Raw genomic sequence first — 18,989 nt, 5'->3', positions numbered from 1 at the left:
CCGGAACGGGCGGTCCATTCAAGCACCGGTATCGGAGGCGAGTCGCCACGCGGGTGGTCGTCGCAGGTCAGGGCCGTACGGGGCGGGCCCTGACCGTGCGGGCCGCCGAGATCGATCATGACCTCGCCGGTTACGGGACGTACACGCAGTGTGTCCGTCGAGTCGGGCTCACGGCTCGTAGTGGGCGCGGGCCCTCAGGGCCGCCTCCGGGTCCGCCCGCAGGTGGTCCAGGCCCAGGAGCACCGCCCCCAGCACCGGCCGCGCCGTCACCACCCTCGGTACCGCCTTCGGTGCCGTCGACGCCAGCAGGTCCCGCACCCCCACGTCCAGTTGCTCATGCCGCGCGGCCAGCACACTGCCGCCCAGCACCACCGGCGTCTCCTCCTCCAGCAGGTCAAGGCGCCGCAGGGCGACCGTGGCCATCGTCGCCACCTCCTCCGCCAGCCGGTCCACCAGCCCGCGCGCGACCTCGTCCCCCGCCGCCGCCGTGTCGAAGAGGACCGGGGACAGCTCGTGGCGGCGGGCGAGGGGGATCCTGTCCAGGTGCAACGCCTCGATCAGCGACAGCATCGACGGCAGGCCGAAGTGCGCGGGCAGCGCCGAGGCCAGCTCCGTGGCCGGCCCCCGCCCGTCCTCCGCCCGCGCCGCGTGCCACAGCGCCTCCTCCGCCAGGCCCCAGCCCCCGCCCCAGTCACCGGAGATCCGGCCCAGCGCCGGGAAGCGGGCCGTACGGCCGTCGGGGTGCATGCCGACGCAGTTGATGCCCGCGCCGCACACCACGGCGACCCCCCGGGGCTCCGCCACCCCGGCCCGCAGGATTGCGAACGTGTCGTTGCGAACGTCCACCGAGGATCCCCACCCGCGGGCCCGCAACGCCGCCGTCAGGCCCTCCTCCTCCACCGGCAGGTCCGCGTTGGCCAGGCATGCCGAGACATGGGTCACCGAGGACACGCCCGCCGCCGCGAACGCCTCCCGCACCGCCTTCTCCAGCGTGTCCACCGCCGTGTCGACCCCCACCGCCGGAGGGCGGAAGCCGCCCCCGCGTGCCGTGCCGACGACCTCCCCGGCCGCGGTCACCACGGCCACGTCGGTCTTGCTGTTCCCCGCGTCGACGGCGAGGACCGTGCCCGTCATGCCCACGCGAGGTGCTCCCGGTTGTGCGCGATCAGCCGGTCGGTCAGCGTCTCGGCGTACTCGAACTGGCCGATCAGCGGGTGGGCCAGCAGCGCCCGGAACACCCGCTCCCGGCCGCCGCGCAGCGCCGCGTCCAGCGCGAGGTCCTCGTAGGCCGTCACGTTCGCGATCAGTCCCGCGTACAGCGGGTCCACCGGGCGCACCGGCAGCGGCGAGGCGCCCTGCGGGCCCACGGCCGCCTGCACCTCCACCACCGCGTCGTCGGGCAGGAAGGGCAGCGTGCCGTTGTTGTACGTGTTCACCACCTGGTAGGTGCTTCCGCCCCCGCCCAGCAGCCCCGCCGCCAGGTCCACCGCCGCCTCCGAGTAGTAGGCGCCGCCCCGCCGCGCCAGCAGCTCCGGCTTCTCGTCCAGTGCCGGATCCGCGTACATCCGGAGCAACTCGCGCTCCATCTGAGCCACTTCCGCCGCCCGCGAGGGCTTGGTGCGCAGTTCCCGCACCACCTCGTCGTGCGCGTAGTAGTAGCGCAGGTAGTAGGACGGGACCACGCCCAGGCGGTCCAGGACCGCGCGGGGCAGGTGCAGGGTCTCGGCGAGCGGACCGCCGTGCTCCGCCAGCAGCTTCGGCAGCACGTCCTCGCCCTCCGGGCCGCCCAGCCGTACCCCCGTCTCCCAGGTGAGGTGGTTCAGGCCCACGTGGTCGAGGTGGACCTCGGACGGGTCGACGCCGAGCAGCCCGGCGAACCGGCGCTGGAAGCCGATCGCCACATTGCACAGGCCTACCGCGCGGTGCCCGGCCTTGAGCAGGGCCCGGGTCACGATGCCGACCGGGTTGGTGAAGTCGATGATCCAGGCGTCGGGGTTGGCGCGCCGGACCCGTTCGGCGATGTCCAGGACCACCGGCACCGTCCGCAGCGCCTTCGCCAGGCCACCGGCGCCGGTCGTCTCCTGGCCCACGCAGCCGCACTCCAGCGGCCAGGTCTCGTCCTCGTTGCGGGCCGCCTGTCCGCCGACCCGGAGCTGCAGGAGCACCGCGTCGGCGTCCGCGACGCCCGCGTCCAGGTCGGCGGTGGTGACCACGCGCGCGGGGTGGTCCTGCCGGGCGAGGATACGGCGGGCCAGGCCCCCGACCAGCTCCAGGCGCTCGGTCGCCGGGTCGACCAGGACCAGCTCCTCCACCGGCAGGGTGTCCCTCAACCGGGCGAAGCCGTCGATGAGTTCGGGCGTGTAGGTCGACCCTCCGCCGACCACGGTGAGTTTCATTGTGCGGCTCAACCCTTCACTCCGGTCAGTGTGACGCCCTCGACGAACGCCTTCTGCGCGAAGAAGAACACGAGGATCACAGGGGCCATGACCAGAACGGTCGCGGCCATGGTCAGGTTCCAGTCGGTGTGGTGCGCGCCCTTGAAGGACTCCAGGCCGTAACTGAGCGTCCAGGCACCGGGGTTCTCGGAGGCGTAGATCTGCGGGCCGAAGTAGTCGTTCCAGGCGTAGAAGAACTGGAAGAGGGCCACCGCGGCGATGCCCGGCTTCGCCATCGGGAGCACGACCCTCAGCAGGGTGCGTACCTCCCCGCAGCCGTCCACCCGCGCCGCGTCCAGGTACTCGTTCGGGATCGTCAGCAGGAACTGGCGCAGCAGGAAGATGGAGAAGGCGTCCCCGAACGCCATCGGGATGATCAGCGGCCACAGGGTGCCGGACAGGTCCAGCTGTTTCGCCCAGAAGAGGTACATCGGGATGATCACGACCTGCGGCGGCAGCATCATCATCGCGATCACCAGCATCATGGACAGATTCCGGCCCCGGAAGCGGAACTTGGCCAGCGCGTACGCCACCGGGATCGACGACACCACCGTGAGGACGGTGCCGAGGCCCGCGTAGAGCAGGGTGTTGCGCCACCAGGTGAGGAAGCCGGGGGTGTCCAGGACGCGGCGGTAGTTGTCCCACACCCAGGTGTCGGGGACCAGGTCGCGGGTGAGGGCCTGCTGGTCGCTCATCAGCGAGGTGAGGACCACGAAGACGAAGGGCAGGGTGAAGAAGAGCGCGGCGGCCACGCCGAGGGAGTGCACCGCGATCCACTCCAGCAGGGTGCGGCGGCGCGCGGTGCGGATCTGCTCGGCCACGGGGACCGGCCGCACGGGCGGCTTGTCGAGTACCTGGGTCATCAGTCACCTGCTCCGAGCAATCCGCCCCGGCGCCGCATCAGCAGCGCCGTGAAGGCCATGGCGAGGGCGAACAGGACCAGCGCGACGACGCAGGCGGCGCCGTAGTCGAAGCGCTGGAAGCCGAGGTTGTAGACGAGTTGGGGGAGGGTGAGAGTCGACTTGTCGGGGTAGCCGGGCTCGAACTGCTGGCCCGAGCCGCCGATCACCCCGGAGGCGACCTTCCCGGCGACCAGCGGCTGCGTGTAGTACTGCATGGTCTGGATCACCCCGGTGACCACCGCGAACAGCACGATCGGCGAGATGTTCGGCAGCGTCACGTACCGGAACCGCTGCCACGCCGAGGCCCCGTCCAGCTCGGCCGCCTCGTACTGCTCCTTCGGTACGTCCAGCAGCGCGGCCATGAAGATGACCATCAGGTCGCCCACGCCCCACACGGCGAGCGCGGTGAGCGCCGGCTTGGACCAGGCGGCGTCGGTGAACCAGCCCGGCGTGGGCAGCCCGACGCTGTCCAGCACCGAATTCACCGGGCCGGTACCGGGGTTGAGCAGGAAGACGAAGGCGAGCGTGGCCGCGACCGGCGGGGCGAGGTAGGGCAGGTAGAACAGGGTGCGGAAGACCCCCGCGCCCCGCTTGATCCGCGTGACCAGCAGGCCCACCCCGAGCCCGAAGACGACCCGGCACGTGACCATCACCAGCACCAGCCACAGGGTGTTGCGCAGCGCGGGCCAGAACATGGGGTAGTCGGAGAAGACGTAGGTCCAGTTGTCCAGGCCGCGGAACTCCGGGGTGTTGAAGCCGTCGTACTTCATCAGCGAGAAGTAGACGGTGGAGATCAGCGGGTAGGCGAAGAAGACGGCGAAGCCGATCAGCCAGGGGGAGAGGAAGGCCAGCGTCCGCAGGGCGGACCTGCGGCGCCGTACGGCGAGCGTGGACATGGCGGGCTACTTCGCCTGCTCGATGTCACGGTCGATCTGCTCGGCCGTCTTCTCCAGGCCCGCCTTGAGGTCCTTCGCCTTGCCCGACTCGTACTGGTAGCCGAAGTCCTGGAGGGTGAGCTGGTAGGTGGCGCCGTTGACCGCGTTCGGGGCGGTCGTGGACTCGGGGTGCTGGGCGATGTCCAGGAAGGTCCTGAACTCCGGGTCGGTCTTCAGGTCGGGGGACTTCAGGGCCTCGAAGGTGGACGGCACATTGTGGATGGCGTTGGAGAAGGCGACGACGGACTCGGTGTCGGTCGTCAGGTACTTCACCAGCTCCCAGGCCGCGTTCTGCTTCTTGCTGGCCGGCGCGATGCCGACGATCGTGCCGGACAGGAACCCCTTGCCGTACTCGTCGACCTCGTCGTCGGCGACCGGCAGCGGCGCGGTGCCTATCTCGAAGTCGAGACCCGCGTCCTTGGCCATGCCCAGCCGCCACTCGCCGTCGAGCTGCATCGCCACCTGGCCGGTGTGGAAGGGGTGTTCGGCGCCCCACTCGTCACCGAAGGTGTTGCGGTACTTCTCCAGCCTCGCGAATCCGCCGAGGTCGTCGACGAGCTTCTTCTGGTACGTGAACATCTCGGCGAACGCCGGGTCCTCGGCGATGTTCGACTTGCCGTCGGCGTCGAAGTACGCGTGGTCCCACTGGGACATGTAGTGCGAGACGACCGTCTCGTAGCCGTGGTACGTCGGCATGAAGCCGAGCTGCTCGTAGGAGTCGCCCTTGGGCTTGGTGAGCTTCTTGGCCACCTTCGCGAACTCCGACCAGGTCTTCGGCGGGGCCTTGATGCCGGCCTCCTCGAAAGCGTCCTTGTTGTAGTAGAGGCCGTAGGCGTCGCCGAGCAGCGGCAGGGCGCAGCGCGTGCCCTCGAACTGGGTGTAGTCGAGCATCGGCTTCGGGATCAGCGCGTCCAGGTCGAGCTTCGACTTCTCGATGAACGGCTTGAGGTCGACGAAGGCGCCCGAGGAGCAGAACTTGCCGACGTTGGAGGTGGTGAAGGAGGACACCACGTCCGGTCCGTTCGAACCACCCGCGCGCAGCGCCTGGTTGAGCTTGTCGTCGTTGATGTTGCCGACGACCTTCACCTTGATGTTGGGGTGCGCCTTCTCGAACCGCGCGATGTTCTCCTCGACGGCCTTCACCTCGGCGGGCGCGCTCCAGCCGTGCCAGAAGGTGAGGGTGGTCTCCGCGTTGGGGTCGTCGGTGGCACCGGACTCGGAGGAGCCGGTACAGGCGGTGGCGAGAAGGGCGAGGGACGCGGTGAGGACGCAGGCGGCATTTCGGGTGAATCTCGGCATGGCGAGGCCTCCTGTGGGCAGAGGTGAAGCGCCGGTAGGGGCGCGGGGAACTGCGCGACCAGCCACATGCGGCCCGCAGTGATCGGACAACCGGTGGGGCAGTGCTGCTCGTCAGCGCAGCGGCAAGGTGTCGAAGACCTCGTCGCGGGTCGTCGCCAGCGCGCTCTCCAGCGCGCCGCGCAGCACGGGGTGTTCGGTGACGTCGCCCATCACCAGGCGGGGCCGGGATGCGGCCAGTTCCGCCAGTTCGGCCTGGACCAGGGCCAGCAGCCGTTCGCCGCCCGAGGTGAGGGCGCTGCCGCTGAGGACGACGAGTTCGGGGTCGAGTACGGAGACGAGGGAGGCGAGACCGGTGGCCAGCCCGGTCGCGTACGTGGAAAGGAGCCGCCGTTCCGCCTCGGCGCCACTGTCCGCGGCCCGCGCCAGCAGAGCGGCGGCGACCTCGGTGTACGGCCCCTCGGGGACGGGGGAGACGCCCAGTTCCCGGGCGAGCCGGGGGATCACCTGGGCACCGGCCAGCTCCTGGTAGCCGCCGCTGTTGGTGCGGGTCACCTGGCGCACCAGGGGCGCGCCCGGCACCGGCAGGAAGCCGACCTCCCCGGCGCCGCCGGTGAAGCCGCGGTGCAGCCGTCCGCCGAGGACGAGCGCGGCGCCGAGTCCGCCCTCGTTCCACAGCAGGACGAAGTCCCCGTGGCCGCGGGCCGCGCCGAGCCGCTGTTCGGCGACGGCGACGAGGTTGACGTCGTTCTCGTACTCCACCGGCATCGGCAGCGCGGCGGCGAGTTCGTCCAGGAGGCTCGGGGAGTGCCAGCCGGGCAGGTGGGCGGCGTAGCGCAGCCGGCCGGTGTTCGGGTCGAAGGCGCCGGGGGTGCCGATGACCAGGCGCCGGACGTCGTCGCGGGTGAGTCCGGCGGCCTTCACGGCGCCGTCCAGGGCCTCGGTCACCTGCTGGACGACGGGCCGGGCGGGGCGGCGGCCGGGGGTGGGCAGTTCGTACCGGCCGACGGTGCGGCCGGTGATGTCGGCGACGGCGGCGAGGACCCGCTCGGGGGTGACGTCGAGTCCGGCCGCGTGGCCCGCCGCGGGGTTGACCGCGTAGAGCTGGGCGCTGGGGCCGGGGCGGCCCTCGGTGGTGCCGGTGGCCAGGACCAGTCCGGCGGCCTCCAGCCGGGCCAGCAGCTGGGAGGCGGTGGGCTTGGACAGTCCGGTGAGCTTGCCGATCCGGGTGCGGGACAGGGGGCCGTGCTCCAGGAGCAGGTCCAGGGCGGCGCGGTCGTTCATGGCGCGCAGGACGCGTGGGGTGCCCGGCGTGCCGACGGTTCCTGCCATGCGATCTGCCACCTGCCTTTCCGGGGTGAAGCTTCTCACGCCCGGTTCTCACGCTGCCCGGGACTGCGAGCACTGTTAGGAAACTTTCCTATCGGTTGACGAGGAAGGTAGGCGCAGGAAGCGGAGGCGTCAAGCCCCGGGAACGGCGAAGCCCCGCCGGAGCGGCGGGGCTTCGGCCGTCGCGTCGTACCGCTACTTGGTCACGCTCGGCGGAGTGATCGGCGACGCCGCCATCGACTGCGGCGAGGTGGCGCTGGCGTAGGCCGAGGGCGCGGCGATGGTCGCCGTCGGGTCGGGCACGGACTCCTCCTCGGTGGGCTGCGAGCCACCGATGATCTGGACACCGGCCGCGTCCAGGGCCCGCTTGATGCGCCAGCGCAGCTCCCGCTCCACGGTCACCGACTTGCCCGGCATGGTCTTCGCCGAGACCCGGACGACCATCGAGTCCAGCTGCACGCTGTCCAGGCCGAGGACCTCGATCGGGCCCCACAGCATCTCGTTCCAGGGCTCTTCCTTGCTCATCCGCTCGGCGACGTCACCGACGACGCTCTTGAGCCGGTCCAGGTCCTCGGTCGGGCGGACCGTGACATCGACCCCGGCGGTCGACCAGCCCTGGGAGAGGTTGCCGATCCGCTTGACCTCGCCGTTGCGGACGTACCAGATCTCGCCGTTGTCGCCGCGCAGCTTCGTCACGCGCAGGCCCACCTCGATCACCTCGCCGGAGGCGACCCCGGCGTCGATCGAGTCACCGACGCCGTACTGGTCCTCCAGGATCATGAAGACGCCGGAGAGGAAGTCCGTGACCAGGTTGCGGGCGCCGAAGCCGATCGCCACACCGGCGACACCGGCCGAGGCCAGCAGCGGCGCGAGGTTGATCTCGAAGGTGCCCAGGATCATCAGGGCCGCGGTGCCCATGATCAGGAAGCTGGCCACCGAGCGCAGCACCGAGCCGATCGCCTGCGAGCGCTGGCGCCGCCGTTCGGCGTTGACCAGCAGTCCGCCTATCGCGGTGCCGTCGACCGCCTGGACGGTGCGGTTCATCCGGTCGATGAGCTTGGTGATCGCCCGCCGCACCACCACCCGCAGCACTGCCGCGATCACCAGGATCAGCAGCACCCTGAGACCGATCGCGAGCCAGGTCGACCAGTTCTCCTCGACCCAGCTCGCCGCGTTGGTCGCGCTCTCCTGGGCGTCCTGGAGCGAGGGCACCACCGGAGTCGTCTCCGAGGGAGAGGGGGACGGGGTGGAACCGGCGGCCAATAGGACGGCGGACAGGGACACGGCGGGTACCTCCAGGTGCGGCTTCTGCCCTCTCGGTACGGCGGTCGGGGGTCCAGCGGTTCAAGGTCACGGAATGGTCACCGGGAGGGGCAGACTCACCACACTAACGGTGCATTGTGTGTGGATCGTCCTCGTGTTCGGGGGAGAGGCCCTCCTCACCTGGGGATGAAGAAAGGTGTGGTCGAAAACACTCTCAGCCCGTTACCTGGACATGGTGGCGCATTCGTACGGCCTGAGGGGAGACTGACTACAGATCGTCCCGGCACGAGCCACGTGCCGCCGACGCCCAAGGAGGCATCCGTGCCGCATGTCCTGGTCCTCAACGCGTCGTACGAGCCACTCGGCGTCGTACCGCTCCGCCGCGCGCTCGTCCTCGTCCTCGAAAACAAGGCTGTCTGCCTTGAGGAGTCCGGCGCCTTCATGCACAGCGCAACTGTCACAGTCCCCGCACCAAGCGTGGTCCGGCTCAAGCGATTCGTCCGGGTTCCCTATCGGGGGCCCGTTCCTCTTACCCGCCGAGCGCTCTTCGCGCGCGACGGGGGCCGGTGCATGTACTGCGGTGGCGTCGCAACCAGCGTCGACCACGTCATCCCGCGCAGCCGCGGGGGCAAGCACGTCTGGGACAACGTGGTGGCGTCCTGCCGCCGCTGCAACCACGTGAAGGCCGACCGTCATCTGTTCGAGATCGGCTGGCGGCTGCGGCACAAACCGGCTCCGCCGACCGGACTGGCCTGGCGCATCATCGGCACCGGCCATCGTGACCCGCGCTGGTTGCCGTACTTGCAACCGTACGGGGCGGATGACGCCTTGGCCCGGATCGACGGCATTTCTGCCTGAGGTTCCGGGCCTTCGCGTATCCGCGGGTGTGCACGGGTGCACGGGTGCGCGGCTCCCCTCTCAGGGAGTTCCGCGCGCCCCCTTCACCATGTACGCGCCGCCCCCCAGGGCGAACAGCAGCACCGCCGTCGCCCATGCCCCCGAGCCGGTACCCGGCTCCAGCAGCCATGCCCAGGCGGGCAGCGCGGTGCCGCGTACCCCCGAGATCCCCATGTACATCGCGCTGACGTAGCAGAACACCGGCAGCCAGCTCAGCCGTGCGCCCAGCAGCACCGCCGCGCCGGCGGTCAGACCGGTGCAGCCAAGGACGTTGCGGACCATGGCGGGCGGGCCGAAGGTCTGCGCGCTGGACAGGACCGCGAGCGGCAGCAGCGCCGCCGCCAGCGCCGTCAGGCACAGCAGATGGGCCAGCCTGCGGTGCCACCAGGGGCGTACCGCCGTGCGGTCCAGCTCGTCGGAGGCGGAGTACAGACTGGCGCCGATCGCGGCCGCCGCCAGCAGCGGGGCCAGGGCCACCACCGGGACCCTGCGCTCCGGGTCCAGGTAGGAGTCCAGGGCGTGCGCGGCCCAGACCGCGAGCAGGGCGGTCGCGGCGAGCGCGAGAACCGTCTGCGGAAGGGCCCGGGAGCGGGCGTAGAGGACGGTGCCGGTCACAGGGTCGGCACTCCGCTCGGGTCGCAGACGTCGGCCGTCGCGAAGTATTCCGACAGCCACTCCCGGCGCTCGTCCTGCGCCATCCCCAGCAGCCGGGCCCGGGCCTGCTGCCTGGCCTTCAGCTTGGCGCGGTCGGCCTCGGTGCCCTTGGCGGCCAGGTCGTCGAAGTACTTCTCCATCGGGCTCGGGGCCAGGTAGTGCTCCACGGCACGGTCGGTGCGGGCGACGGCGTCGTCGGTGGTGTCGCACTCCCCGCGGCCGACGAGTGACATCCCCGCCTCCCACGCGTACAGCTCGGGGTCGGTGAGCTTTCCGCGGACGACCGACCGGCCGAGCGGGGTGACCATCGGCAGCCGCGCCTCGTCGGGGCGCGAGCGGCCCGCGCGGTCCTCGAAGCGCACGGGGAGGTTGTCCACGCCCTCCAGACGGCCCGTCAGCCCGGACAGCGCCTCGGTGATCTGCGGCAGCAGCTCCTCGTACCGCTTGTTCACACACACCTGCGGGGTCGTGGAGGTGTCGCAGACCTGGCGGCGGGCGACCGGGTTGGGGCGGGTCAGCTCGTCGGCCTCGACGAGGGTGATCGCGGCGGCCGTGGCGAGGGCCAGCGGCACCAGGGCGACGGCCCGGCGGCGGGCGGTGAGGGCCAGGACCGCGGTCGCGGCCAGCCCGCCCACCCACAGCACCGACACCCAGGGCTGCCACCACACCGTCAGCTTGGTGACGGAGGTGTCGATCAGCGGGGACAGGCCGGCGTAGGTGTTGCGGTGGTCGTAGGAGAGGAAGCCGAGGACGACGTACCCGCACGTCGCCAGCACCGGCGCCGTCAGCCGCCAGGGCACGACCCGGCCCACCGCCTGGCCCCCGAGCGCCGCGGCGAAGAGGAGGAGGGTGTCGGTGAGCGGCACGACCAGGTACGGGCTGTCCCCGGTGGCGCAGTACCAGGTGGCCAGCAGCGCGCACCCGGCGGCGACAAGGTGCCCCACCGCCACCCACAGGGCGACCGGCACCGCCGAGGCGAGGAAACGGGGGAGCGCGCCGCGCACGGAGGTCCGCAGCAGATCGCCGGTACGGCACCGGCGTTCCCGCCCGCCCTGCCAGCAACCCGCGGCCAGCGCCAGCGGTATGCCGAGCAGGACCGCGGCCGCGTGCGTACGGTCCCGGGTCTCCGCCCAGCCGCCCTGCCAGCTCGCGGCCGGTTCGGCCAGGGCGACCAGCAGCGTGAGCAGGACCGCGGCACCGGCGAGCGGGGCGAAGCCGCGCCGGAACTCCGGGCGCAGGGGCCTGAACCCGGCCGCCGCCTCGGGCTTCTTCTCGATCAGGAGCGTCATCGGACAGCCACCTCCCGGTGGGCGCGCAGGGCGGCCGTGTAGCCGCGCTCGATGGGGTGGTCGCCGACGCCGTCGGCGGCGGCGCCGAGGGCGCTCAGCGCGTCGGGGGTGCCGCGGTAGGCGAGGCGGCCGTCGGCGATCAGCGTGACCTCCGTGCAGGCCGCGGCCACGTCCTCCACCAGGTGTGTGGAGACCAGGACCGTGGCCCCGGCGCCGAGTTCGCGCAGCAGCTCGCGGAACTCCACGCGCTGCTCCGGGTCCAGGCCCGCCGTGGGCTCGTCCAGGAGCAGCACCGCCGGGTCGTTGACGATGGCCTGGGCGATGCCGACCCGGCGGACCATGCCGCCGGACAGCGTGCGGATCCTCGCGTCGATCCGGTCGGCCAGCCCGACCCGCTCCACGGCGCGCTCCACGGCGGCCGGCGTCGCGGCGGCGGGCATCTCCTTCAGCCAGGCCATGTAGGCGACGAACTCGCGCACGGTGAAGCCCGGGTAGTAGCCGAACTCCTGCGGCAGATAGCCGAGTCGGCGGCGGACCTCGGTACGTGCGCGCGGGTCGGCGAGGTCCTCGCCGAGCATCCGCACCCGGCCGCCGGTCGGGGCGGCGACCGTGGCGAGCACGCGGATCAGCGAGGTCTTGCCCGCGCCGTTCGGGCCGAGCAGCCCGTGCACGCCGCGGCCGAAGTCGACGTCGAGGGAGTCCAGGGCGACGGTTTTGCGGTGCCGGACATGCAGACCGGCCACCTGAATGGTGGTCAAGGAAGCTCCAGTGCCGAGAGGTTGGTGGTCAGTGCCGTTCGAGGCGGTCGTACGTCGTGCGCCGGGCCGCCAGCAGAGCCGCGCACGCGGCCGCGGCCACGGCCCAGCCGCCCTGGGTCGCGGCACCGCCCACATAGGTGGAGAGCTGGTCCGACAGCTGCCGGGAGACCGCGCCGTCGGGTGCCGCCAGCGCCGGTGCCAGTACGGCGCACAGCCAGCCGCCGCCGGTCACCGCCGTCGCCGCGCGCAGCCCCAGCCAGCCGCCGAGGGCGAGCGCGGCCAGCGTCAGCGTGAGTCCGGGCAGCAGCCAGGCCGCGGCGCCCGGCGCGTCCGAGGCCGGCAGCACCACACCGGCGAGGGTCAGCAGCGGCAGGCTGACCGCCAGCACCAGCACGGTGCGGGTCAGCACCAGCCGCAGGCCCGCCGACGGGGTGGACGCGGCCAGTTCGTGCAGCGGGTCGGCGTGGCGGCCGTAGGACAGGGCCACCCCGGCGACCGGTACGACCGGCGCGACGGCCAGCAGCAGGGGGCGGGCCCCCGAGAAGTCGGCGACGTGGGCGAGCAGGACGGCGCCGAGCGCCACGAGCAGGACCGCGGGCAGCCAGGCACCGCGCACGGCGGGGGCGGCGGCCCACAGGAGGCGGGGGGTGCGCAGCGGGGCCTTTGCCCGGACCGGCGTCTTCGCGCGGACCGGCGGCGCGGGGGTCTTCGTGCGGACCGGCGTCTTCGCGCGGACCGGCGTCTTCGCCCGGACCGGCGGCGCGGCGTCCAGGACGGCACCGCGCACCTGGGCCAGCACCGTCCCGGCCGCCGTGGCCCGTACCGCCCCGGACACCCGGCCCGCGCAGGCGGCGCAGGACTCCAGGTGCTTCTCCAGGGACCAGGCGTCGGAGTCGGGCAGGGAGCCGTCGGCGTAGCGCGCGATCAGGGACTCGGGTGCGTGCCAGCCGGTCATGCCGGGCCTCCCATCGGGGACGGGGACAACTGGGCGAGCGCGGTCCGCAGTTCGGCGCGGGCGCGCATCGCCCGGGACTTGACGGTGCCCTCGGGGATGCCGAGCAGCCGGGCGGTCTCACGGGTGGTCAGCCCGTCCACCACGGTGGCGCGCAGTACCTCCCGCAGCTCCGGGGAGATCCGGTCGAGGGCGGTGCCGACATCGCCGTACTCCAGCCCCGCCAGCACCCTCTCCTCCGCGGAGGGCGCTGACGGGGCAGGTTCGACGCCGGACGGGGTGGCGTCGATCGGTGTGGTCTCCAGCCGCCCGGCCCGCTCCTGGACGCGGCGCGCGTCGATCAGCCGGCGTGCCGCGATCGTCCACAGCCAGCCGCCCGCCTCCTCGCCGCGGTGCGCCCCGGCCGACCGCCACACGGTGACGAAGGTGTCCTGGAGCACCTCGCGCACCACCTCCGGGTCCGCGCAGCGCCGGGTGAGCCGCGTGTGCAGCCAGCCCGCGTGCCGGTCGTACAGGGCGGCCATCGCCGCCGAGTCCCCGGCCGCGACGGCCCGCAGCAGCGCCGCGTCCCCCTCGTCCTTCTCCCGATGGCCCCCCACGGGGCGGAACAGTCTCACACCCCGTCTATCGACGGGCCCGGCCGCGCCGGTTCACCGACTCCGGGCGGGCGTCGCGGACGTGCCGGGGCGCGGAGCCTGCCCCACCCTGGAGAAGAGGCGGTGGCGGAACGGAGTGTGACGCGGGGCACGTTGTCCGCACGGGGACGTCTGCCGTCGCGCCCGCTGGGTAGGGCTGCATCAACCCGCGGCTGCATTCGACCGCGGGGGAACCGCAAGGGCCTGGCCGGCGCGATCCGCAGGACAGGCCGTAGGCCGTACTCGACAAGGAGGCCCCCGTGGCCGCATCGGCACACCTTCTGCTCACCGCCCTGTCCAAACCCGAGGCGTTCACCGGGCCCGAACCGCATGTGTGCGTCTTCAGCTCGGAGAGCGCCTGTGCCGAGACCCCGCTCACCAGCGAGCCGCCGCTGCCCGCCGCCGAGCCCCTGACCAGCGAGCCGCCCCTGCACGAGGCGCTGCCCCTGACCAGCGAGCCGCCGCTCGCCGCTGCCGAACCGCTGACGGGCGAGGCGTACTCCTTCGACCAGGACACCTTCTAGGACCACTGCCTTCCAGGCCCACCACCTCTTCCAGGCCCACCACCTCTTCCAGGCCCACCACCTTCTGAGACCACACCCGGACCCCGAGAGGCCGTAGATGGCACAACAGCGGTCGGTCGAACCCCCGTCCGAGGACCTGCCCGCCGAGGAACTGTCCCGGCTCGCCGAACTGCACGGCGTGGCCACCTCCTACCGGCCCTCCCCGGACCGCACGGTCCGGGCCTCGGCCACCGCGCTCACCTCCGCACTGGCCGCGCTCGCTGTTGACGTCCGCACCCCCGACGCCGTACGGCGCTCCCTCGCCGCCCGCGAGAGCGAACTGCGCGAGCGGCTGCTGCCGCCCACCGTGGTGTGCTGGAACGGCCCCGCATCTGACTCCGACTCCGGCGCCGACCCGCTGCCCGCCGCGCTCACCGGCCTCCCGGCCGGCACCCGGCTGCGGGTGGAGACCGAGCAGGGGGAGACCCGGGCCGCCGTCGACCGACTGCCGCACGGCGTGCACCGGTTGACCGCCACCGCGCCCGACGGCCGTACCGCCCGCGCCCACCTTGTCGTCGCCCCGTCCCGGCTGCCCGCGCCCGCCGGACGCTCCCACGGACTCCTCGTCCAGCTGTACTCGCTGCTCTCGCGGCGCTCCTGGGGCATGGGCGACCTCGGTGACCTCGCGGAGCTGGCGGCCTGGTCCGGGCGGGCCCTCGGTTCAGGGTTCGTGCAGGTCAACCCCCTGCACGCGGCGGTGCCCGGCGCACCGACCGACCCCTCCCCGTACCGGCCCTCCTCGCGCCGCTTCCCCGACCCGGCGCACCTGCGGGTCGAGGACATCCCGGAGTACGCCCGCATCGAGGACCGCGAACGGCTGCGCGCCCTGCAGGAACGCGCCCGGCTGCTGCGGGAGTCGGTGCTGGAGAAGGGTGCGCTGATCGACCGGGACGCGGTGTGGGAGCTGAAGCGCGCGGCGCTGGAGCTGGTGCGCGAGGTGCCGCTCGGGCCCGGCAGGCGCGCGGCCTACGCCGACTTCCTGGCCGCCGAGGGCCAGGCGCTGGAGGACCACGCCACCTGGTGCGCGCTGGCCGAGGTGCACGGCTCCGACTGGCGGCGCTGGCCCGAGGAACTGCGGGACCCGAGGTCGGCCGGGACCGCGCAGGCACGCGGGGAGCTGGCCGACCGGGTCGACTTCCACTCGCTGCTCGCCTGGCTGACGGACGCCCAGCTCACCGCCGCGCAACGGGCCGCGAAGGACGCGGGGATGCCGGTCGGGATCGTGCACGACCTCGCCGTCGGCGTGCATCCCGAGGGGGCCGACGCGTGGGCGCAGCAGGAGTACTTCGCCGCCGGGATGTCGGTCGGCGCGCCGCCGGACGCCTTCAACGCGCGCGGCCAGGACTGGGGGCTGCCGCCGTGGCGCCCGGACCGGCTGGCCGAGTCCGGGTACACGCCCTACCGGCGCCTGCTGCAGGCCCTCTTCCGGTACGCGGGCGCGCTGCGCATCGACCACGTCATGGGCCTGTTCCGGCTGTGGTGGGTCCCGCAGGGCCGCCCGCCGACGGACGGCACGTACGTCCGCTACGACGCCGAGGCCATGCTCGCGATCCTGGTGCTGGAGGCCTCCCGGGCCGGGGCCCTGGTGATCGGCGAGGACCTGGGCACCGTCGAGCCCGGCGTACGGGAGGCGCTGCGCGCCCGCGGGGTGCTCGGCACCTCGGTGCTGTGGTTCGAGCGGGACTGGGAGGGCGACGGCCGCCCGCTGCCACCGGACCGGTGGCGCGCGGACTGCCTGGCGACGGCCACCACCCACGACCTCCCCTCCACCGCGGCCCGCCTCACCGGTGACCACGTCGAACTCCGGCACCGTCTGGGCCTGTTGACCCGCTCCCTGGAGGAGGAACGCGCCGAGGCCGCGGCGGACACGGGGGAGTGGCTGGCGCTCCTGTCCCGGCTGGGCCTGCTCCACGGCACGGGCGGCGGGCACGGCCCGTCCCAGGAGGAGGCCGAGATCCAGGCCGTGCACCGCTTCCTGCTGCGCACCCCGGCCCGCCTGGTCGGCATCTGGCTCCCCGACACGGTGGGCGACCGCCGCCCGCAGAACCTCCCCGGCACCTGGGACCAGTACCCGAACTGGCGCCTGCCCCTCAGCGACGCGGAGGGCAGGCCGATGACCCTGGAGGAGCTGGCCGCCTCGCCCAGGCTGCGGGCGCTGCTGGAGGTGATGCGGGCGGGCTGAGGGCGGGAGCCGGGGCCGGGTGTGGGTGCGGGCGGGCTGAGGGCGGGAGCCGGGGCCGGGTGCGGGTGCGGGTGGACTGAGGGCGGGAGCCGGGGCCGGGTGCGGGTGGACTTGAGGGCGGGGCCGGGCCGGGTGCGGGCGGGGTCCGTGGTGGTCACGGTCCAAGATCACCGACCCCCGCGGCTCCCCATACGCACCCCCGGGCGAGCGCCCCCATTCGGGGTTCGATACTTTGGGCACCGTGGACAAGAAGAACGCCCTGCGCGCCGGCGCCCTGGCTGCCGGTACGGCGCTGATGATGCTGCTCATGTCGTCCCCCGCGGCCGCGGTGGCCCGTGACGACGGTGACGACCCCGGCCAGGGCCTGAGCGTCATCGAGACGCTGGGTCTGTTCGTGGTGGCTCCGCTCGCCATCTTCGCGGTCATCGTGGGCCTCGTGATGGTCCTGGACCGCTCGTCGGAGGACCACCTGGTCAAGGCCAAGCCGAAGGCGAAGGCCACAGCGAAGGCCTGACCCCGCCCGCACTCTTCGAGGGCGCCGTTCCCGGGGCGCGTACGTGCAGTTCGCCGTACGCCGCCGGGGGCGGCGCCTTTTCGGTTTCCGGCGCCGACTGCGGGGGCGGACTCAGGGGTTCGGGGCCGTCAGATAGCGCTGGACCGTCGGTGCCAGCCATGCCACCACCTCCTCCACGGGCAGTGCGACCGCGGGCGGCAGCCGCAGGACGTAGCGGGTGAGGGCGAGCCCCAGGAGCTGTGTCGCGACCAGCGCCGCCCGCGCCGGGCTCTGTTCGGGGTCCGGGCAGACCAGCCGGGCCACGGGCAGCAACTGCTCCCCGAAGATGCCCTGCATGCGCTCGGCCCCGGCCTGATTGGTGACGCCGACCCGGAGCAGCGCCGTGAGGACCTCGTTCTCCTCCCACATGTGCAGGAAGTGCAGGACCATCGCCTCCCCGATCTCCTGCCGGGGGAGCCGGCTCAGGTCCGGCAGTTTCAGGTCGACCGAGACCGCCGCCGCGAAGAGCCCCTCCTTGTTGCCGTAGTAGCGCATGACCATCGACGGGTCGATGGCCGCGTCCTTGGCGATGGCCCTGATGGTGGCCTTTTCGTAGCCGTCGGCGGCGAACCGTTCGCGCGCCGCGGCGAGGATCGCGGTCCGGGTCGCCTCGGACCGCCTGCGTCCGCCTCCCCCGTTGTCGGTCACGCCGGGGAGTCCATTTCCAGTCATACCAACAAGCGTAGGTCAACGAGCGTGGGCCAACAAGTGTTGACTATTGCGTCCGTCCCGGCGTATGGTCGTCAACGAGCGTTGGCCAACAGGCGTTGGCAATTGAGAGGCGTTGGCTCAAGGAGGCCACCATGAACGGCACCGGCACCGGTCTCGGCACCGACCCGAACCCCACCCCCCACCCGGGCGCCGAAGACCCCACCCGCTCCGTGATCGTCGTCGGCTGCGGCCCCACCGGACTGGTGCTGGCCGGCGACCTCGCCGCCGCGGGTGTCCCCGTCACCCTCGTCGAGAAGCGCCCGCACAAAATCAGCAACCTCTCCCGCGCGATCGTTGTGCACGCCCGCACCCTCGAACTCCTCGACGCCCGCGGCCTCGCCGACGAGGTGGAGTCCCTCGGCAGGCGCCTGGACCGGATGAACCTCTTCACCCGGCTCACCGTCGAGTTCGACACCCTCCCCTCCCGCTTCAAGCACCTGCTCGTCCTCCCGCAGTACGAGATCGAGCCGATCCTGGAGCGCCGGGCCGTCGCCGCGGGCGTCCGGTTCCGCTACGAGACCGAGGTGACCGGGCTCAGCCAGGACGACGAGGGCGTCACCGTCGTCACCCGCGGCGCCGACGGCACCACCGAGTCCCTGCGGGCGGCGTACGTCGTCGGCACCGACGGCATGCGCAGCACCGTCCGCGGCGCCATCGGCCTGCCCTTCCCGGGCCGCTCGGTGATCCGCTCCGTCCTGCTCGCCGACGTGCGGCTGGCCCAGCCGCCGGAGAACATCCTCTCCGTGCACTCCCGCGGCGACGCCTTCGTGTTCTTCGCGTCCTTCGGCGACGGCTACTACCGGATCGTCGCCTGGGACCGCCGCCGGGACACCTCGGAGAGCGAGCCGCTGGACCTGGAGGAGGTCCGGCAGACCGTGCGGGCCGCCGCCGGGCACGACTTCGGGATGCACGACGCCCGCTGGCTGTCCCGCTTCCACAGCGACGAACGGCAGGCGCCCTCCTACCGCGTCGGCCGGGTCTTCCTCGCCGGTGACGCCGCCCATGTGCACACCCCGGCCGGCGGCCAGGGCATGAACATCGGCATGCAGGACGCCGCCAACCTGAGCTGGAAGCTGGCCTCGGTCCTCCAGGGCCGCGCGGACGACAGCCTGCTCGACACCTACCAGGCCGAGCGGCACCCCGTCGGCACCGAGGCGATGCGCAGCAGCGGTGTCATCGTGCGGCTCGCCATGGCGAAGCACCCCTGGACGCGGGGCATGCGGGCGGCCCTGACGGCCACCTTGAACACCGTCACCCCGATCCGCCGCAAGCTGGCCCTGCAGATCTCCGGGATCAGCGTGAAGTACCCGGCCCCCGACGGCGCCCACCGCCTCGTCGGCGCCCGCGTGGCGGATGTGAAGCTGGAGGGCGGGCGCCTGTACGAGGTGCTGCGCGGCGGCCGGTTCGTGCTGATCACCCCCGAGGACTGCCGGGACAAGACCGGCCTGGAGGACCGCCTCGCGGTGGACCGCCGCACCGACCGCGGCAGCGCGGGCCGGACGACGGTGCTGGTGCGCCCCGACGGCTACGTGGCCTGGGCGGCGGACGCCCCCGGCCTGCCGGCCATCGAGGCGGCGGTCGAGGAGCACCTCGGGGAGCGGATCAGCCTGGCGCGGTAAGGGCGGGCGGTGGGTT

General features: G+C 72.8%; 18 protein-coding genes. 5 read left to right on the top strand and 13 right to left on the bottom strand.

The features are described 5' to 3' along the window. Positions 1 to 168 precede the first annotated feature (168 nt). The 7 genes from GA0115233_RS23150 to GA0115233_RS23120 form a co-directional block, all read right to left on the bottom strand. Positions 169 to 1,140: an N-acetylglucosamine kinase gene (locus tag GA0115233_RS23150; RefSeq protein WP_093722195.1), complete on the bottom strand. Its 972-nt coding sequence runs from the start codon at positions 1,138 to 1,140 to the stop codon at positions 169 to 171. Further along, positions 1,131 to 2,396, bottom strand: a complete 1,266-nt coding sequence (locus GA0115233_RS23145; protein ID WP_093722194.1) for a 6-phospho-beta-glucosidase — start codon at positions 2,394 to 2,396, stop codon at positions 1,131 to 1,133. The genes GA0115233_RS23150 and GA0115233_RS23145 overlap by 10 nt, the downstream gene beginning before the upstream one ends. Positions 2,397 to 2,404: 8 nt before the next feature. Next, a complete protein-coding gene (locus GA0115233_RS23140; RefSeq protein WP_093722193.1) occupies positions 2,405 to 3,298 on the bottom strand; it encodes a carbohydrate ABC transporter permease in 894 nt (297 codons plus the stop codon). Further along, positions 3,298 to 4,233 (bottom strand): carbohydrate ABC transporter permease, encoded by a 936-nt coding sequence (locus GA0115233_RS23135; protein WP_093722192.1) that lies wholly within the window; start codon positions 4,231 to 4,233, stop codon positions 3,298 to 3,300. Before GA0115233_RS23135 ends, GA0115233_RS23140 begins: the two co-directional genes overlap by 1 nt. A 6-nt stretch (positions 4,234 to 4,239) precedes the next feature. Continuing rightward, positions 4,240 to 5,571 carry an ABC transporter substrate-binding protein gene (locus GA0115233_RS23130; protein WP_093722191.1) on the bottom strand — a complete coding sequence of 444 codons (1,332 nt, stop codon included), beginning with the start codon at positions 5,569 to 5,571 and terminating at the stop codon, positions 4,240 to 4,242. Positions 5,572 to 5,682: 111 nt separating this feature from the next. Further along, positions 5,683 to 6,900, bottom strand: coding sequence for an ROK family transcriptional regulator (locus tag GA0115233_RS23125; RefSeq protein ID WP_093722190.1), 1,218 nt, complete (start codon positions 6,898 to 6,900; stop codon positions 5,683 to 5,685). Positions 6,901 to 7,092: 192 nt separating this feature from the next. After that, positions 7,093 to 8,181 (bottom strand): mechanosensitive ion channel family protein, encoded by a 1,089-nt coding sequence (locus GA0115233_RS23120; RefSeq protein WP_093722189.1) that lies wholly within the window; start codon positions 8,179 to 8,181, stop codon positions 7,093 to 7,095. Positions 8,182 to 8,481: 300 nt separating this feature from the next. On the opposite strand from GA0115233_RS23120, the gene GA0115233_RS23115 reads away from it, so the two are divergent. Next, a complete protein-coding gene (locus GA0115233_RS23115; RefSeq protein WP_086843133.1) occupies positions 8,482 to 9,018 on the top strand; it encodes an HNH endonuclease in 537 nt (178 codons plus the stop codon). Positions 9,019 to 9,078: 60 nt separating this feature from the next. On the opposite strand, the gene GA0115233_RS23110 is transcribed toward GA0115233_RS23115, so the two are convergent. From GA0115233_RS23110 to GA0115233_RS23090, 5 genes are read right to left on the bottom strand one after another with little or no spacing between them, the layout of a single operon-like run. Continuing rightward, complete coding sequence (locus GA0115233_RS23110; protein ID WP_093722188.1) at positions 9,079 to 9,672, bottom strand: hypothetical protein; 594 nt, start codon at positions 9,670 to 9,672, stop codon at positions 9,079 to 9,081. Continuing rightward, on the bottom strand, positions 9,669 to 11,000 hold the full coding sequence (locus GA0115233_RS23105) for a hypothetical protein (protein WP_093722187.1): 1,332 nt from the start codon (positions 10,998 to 11,000) through the stop codon (positions 9,669 to 9,671). Before GA0115233_RS23105 ends, GA0115233_RS23110 begins: the two co-directional genes overlap by 4 nt. Further along, entirely contained in the window at positions 10,997 to 11,758 is a 762-nt protein-coding gene (locus tag GA0115233_RS23100; protein ID WP_250742137.1) for an ABC transporter ATP-binding protein, read from the bottom strand. The genes GA0115233_RS23105 and GA0115233_RS23100 overlap by 4 nt, the downstream gene beginning before the upstream one ends. A gap of 28 nt (positions 11,759 to 11,786) precedes the next feature. Beyond that, on the bottom strand, positions 11,787 to 12,713 hold the full coding sequence (locus GA0115233_RS23095; protein ID WP_093722186.1) for a zf-HC2 domain-containing protein: 927 nt from the start codon (positions 12,711 to 12,713) through the stop codon (positions 11,787 to 11,789). Next, a complete protein-coding gene (locus GA0115233_RS23090; protein ID WP_093722185.1) occupies positions 12,710 to 13,309 on the bottom strand; it encodes an RNA polymerase sigma factor in 600 nt (199 codons plus the stop codon). Before GA0115233_RS23090 ends, GA0115233_RS23095 begins: the two co-directional genes overlap by 4 nt. A 296-nt stretch (positions 13,310 to 13,605) precedes the next feature. On the opposite strand from GA0115233_RS23090, the gene GA0115233_RS23085 reads away from it, so the two are divergent. The 3 genes from GA0115233_RS23085 to GA0115233_RS23075 all read left to right on the top strand — a co-directional run bounded on the left by GA0115233_RS23085 (position 13,606) and on the right by GA0115233_RS23075 (position 16,604). Next, positions 13,606 to 13,869 carry a hypothetical protein gene (locus tag GA0115233_RS23085; RefSeq protein WP_093722184.1) on the top strand — a complete coding sequence of 88 codons (264 nt, stop codon included), beginning with the start codon at positions 13,606 to 13,608 and terminating at the stop codon, positions 13,867 to 13,869. A gap of 97 nt (positions 13,870 to 13,966) precedes the next feature. Further along, a complete protein-coding gene (malQ, locus tag GA0115233_RS23080; protein ID WP_093722183.1) occupies positions 13,967 to 16,090 on the top strand; it encodes a 4-alpha-glucanotransferase in 2,124 nt (707 codons plus the stop codon). A gap of 241 nt (positions 16,091 to 16,331) precedes the next feature. Continuing rightward, positions 16,332 to 16,604 carry a hypothetical protein gene (locus GA0115233_RS23075; protein ID WP_093722224.1) on the top strand — a complete coding sequence of 91 codons (273 nt, stop codon included), beginning with the start codon at positions 16,332 to 16,334 and terminating at the stop codon, positions 16,602 to 16,604. 111 nt (positions 16,605 to 16,715) lie between these two features. On the opposite strand, the gene GA0115233_RS23070 is transcribed toward GA0115233_RS23075, so the two are convergent. Continuing rightward, positions 16,716 to 17,315 (bottom strand): TetR/AcrR family transcriptional regulator, encoded by a 600-nt coding sequence (locus GA0115233_RS23070; RefSeq protein ID WP_093722182.1) that lies wholly within the window; start codon positions 17,313 to 17,315, stop codon positions 16,716 to 16,718. Positions 17,316 to 17,446: 131 nt separating this feature from the next. Between GA0115233_RS23070 and GA0115233_RS23065 the strand changes: the two genes are divergently transcribed. Further along, positions 17,447 to 18,973 (top strand): FAD-dependent monooxygenase, encoded by a 1,527-nt coding sequence (locus GA0115233_RS23065; RefSeq protein ID WP_093722181.1) that lies wholly within the window; start codon positions 17,447 to 17,449, stop codon positions 18,971 to 18,973. The last annotated feature ends 16 nt before the right edge of the window (positions 18,974 to 18,989 follow it).

Source organism: Streptomyces sp. DI166, assembly GCF_900091315.1.
Classification (GTDB): domain Bacteria; phylum Actinomycetota; class Actinomycetes; order Streptomycetales; family Streptomycetaceae; genus Streptomyces; species Streptomyces fuscus.
Note: the sequence above shows the minus strand (reverse complement) of the source record. Positions and strands in the feature narration are given on the sequence as shown.

What these genes read in the sequence shown, in the direction of transcription:
- GA0115233_RS23145 (WP_093722194.1), bottom strand. Translation starts at nt 2,396, where the DNA reads ATGAAACTCACCGTGGTCGGCGGAGGGTCGACCTACACGCCCGAACTC.
- GA0115233_RS23140 (WP_093722193.1), bottom strand. Translation starts at nt 3,298, where the DNA reads ATGACCCAGGTACTCGACAAGCCGCCCGTGCGGCCGGTCCCCGTGGCC.
- GA0115233_RS23135 (WP_093722192.1), bottom strand. Translation starts at nt 4,233, where the DNA reads ATGTCCACGCTCGCCGTACGGCGCCGCAGGTCCGCCCTGCGGACGCTG.
- GA0115233_RS23130 (WP_093722191.1), bottom strand. Translation starts at nt 5,571, where the DNA reads ATGCCGAGATTCACCCGAAATGCCGCCTGCGTCCTCACCGCGTCCCTC.
- GA0115233_RS23125 (WP_093722190.1), bottom strand. Translation starts at nt 6,900, where the DNA reads ATGGCAGGAACCGTCGGCACGCCGGGCACCCCACGCGTCCTGCGCGCC.
- GA0115233_RS23105 (WP_093722187.1), bottom strand. Translation starts at nt 11,000, where the DNA reads ATGACGCTCCTGATCGAGAAGAAGCCCGAGGCGGCGGCCGGGTTCAGG.
- GA0115233_RS23095 (WP_093722186.1), bottom strand. Translation starts at nt 12,713, where the DNA reads ATGACCGGCTGGCACGCACCCGAGTCCCTGATCGCGCGCTACGCCGAC.
- malQ (WP_093722183.1), top strand. Translation starts at nt 13,967, where the DNA reads ATGGCACAACAGCGGTCGGTCGAACCCCCGTCCGAGGACCTGCCCGCC.
- GA0115233_RS23070 (WP_093722182.1), bottom strand. Translation starts at nt 17,315, where the DNA reads ATGACTGGAAATGGACTCCCCGGCGTGACCGACAACGGGGGAGGCGGA.
- GA0115233_RS23065 (WP_093722181.1), top strand. Translation starts at nt 17,447, where the DNA reads ATGAACGGCACCGGCACCGGTCTCGGCACCGACCCGAACCCCACCCCC.